Here is a 1400-nt window from a genome sequence, read left to right on the forward strand (position 1 = left end):
TCCATACATTGCTCGAACGTCTTGTATGTATTTCTATTTTGGACTTGCGATTTGCAAGTATTGATTTGGCGGGAAACTTCAGCTTCGCTCTCGCCGGTACGATGCCAACGGTAAGCAGTGACAGGCTCTGTCGCGCAGGCGGTCAAGATAAGCAAGGATAATGCGGTCAGACTGATTTTTTTCATGGTTTCTTCCTTTGAGGCCGTCTGAAACGGCAAGTTAGCGTCCTGCCAAGCTTTGAGCCTGACGGTGGCGGACAAGGAGTTCATAACGGCCTTTGAGGCGCTCGGCCAGTTTTTCCACAACATAAACGGAGCGGTGCTGACCGCCGGTACAACCGATGGCAATCGTCACATAACTGCGGCTCTCTTGTTGCAGGCGCGGCAACCAGCGGCTAATAAAATGGTCGATGTCATCAACCATTTCTTGAACCAACGGCTGCTGGCCCAAATAATCTTGAATAGGTTTGTCCATGCCAGTAAAGGGGCGTAATTCCGGATCGTAATACGGATTGGGCAGGCTGCGCATATCAAACATAAAGTCGGCATTATTGGGAGCGCCATATTTGAAACCAAAGGATTCAAGAATGACCAGCAAACCGACACGTTCAATATTGAGCCATTGTTGCACAGCATAACGCAGCTGCTGAGCATTCATTTTGGACGTATCGATGCAATATGCGATGTCTCTAAGCGGAAAGAGCCACTCGCGTTCTTTTTGCAGGCTTTCCAACAAAGTCAGGTTTTGACCAGACAAAGGGTGTCCACGTCGGGTTTCTGAGAAGCGGCGAACCAAAACACCCTCTTCTGCTTCAACAAACAGGACTTCAACCTGATGTCCTTCGTCACGCAAATATTGGATTTGCTCTTGCGCTTCTTGGATATTAATACGGGAACGGATATCAACGCTGACACCGAGTTTGGTTTCATCGGCCCGTTCGATATGGAGTGAAACCAATGATGGAAGCATTTCCAAGGGAAGATTATCGACACAGTAATAGCCCAAATCTTCGAGCTGCTTAAGAGCTACGGACTTTCCCGAGCCGGATAAGCCGCTAATCAGGACGATTTTCATGATTTTGTTCGTTTTCTTTGAGTTGTGTTTGGTGACGTTCGAGAAATTCTTTGGTGCTGTCTTTACCACGCAATTGAAGGATGTAATTGCGTACTGCAGCTTCAACCAATACTGCTAAGTTTCGACCGATTGCAACAGGCAGGGTAACGGAACGGACGCTGACGTTGAGGATAGATTCTGTTTCGGTACGGATGCTCAATCGATCAAGTTGTTTCATATATCCGTCGTCGGCCGGAACCAAATTGATAATCAGCTGGAGGATTTTTTTCGGACGGATAGAGGTTTCGCCAAAAATATGGCGGATATTAAGTATGCCCAAACCGCGT

2 protein-coding genes and 1 pseudogene are annotated in these 1400 nt (G+C 47.4%); all 3 read right to left on the reverse strand.

Features of this window, described 5'->3' with window-relative positions; translation table 11 throughout:
• Positions 1 to 185 (reverse strand): protocatechuate 3,4-dioxygenase (locus ACTHUR_RS11105; RefSeq protein WP_440398610.1); only part of this gene is annotated, 185 nt, incomplete at its 3' end.
• Positions 186 to 219: 34 nt separating this feature from the next.
• On the reverse strand, positions 220 to 1074 hold the full coding sequence (rapZ, locus tag ACTHUR_RS11110) for an RNase adapter RapZ (protein WP_070461625.1): 855 nt from the start codon (positions 1072 to 1074) through the stop codon (positions 220 to 222).
• A pseudogene (locus ACTHUR_RS11115) lies at positions 1055 to 1400 on the reverse strand (HPr(Ser) kinase/phosphatase); the annotation flags it as partial. The gene rapZ and the pseudogene ACTHUR_RS11115, both read right to left, overlap by 20 nt.

This window comes from Neisseria sp. P0021.S007 (genome assembly GCF_051956855.1).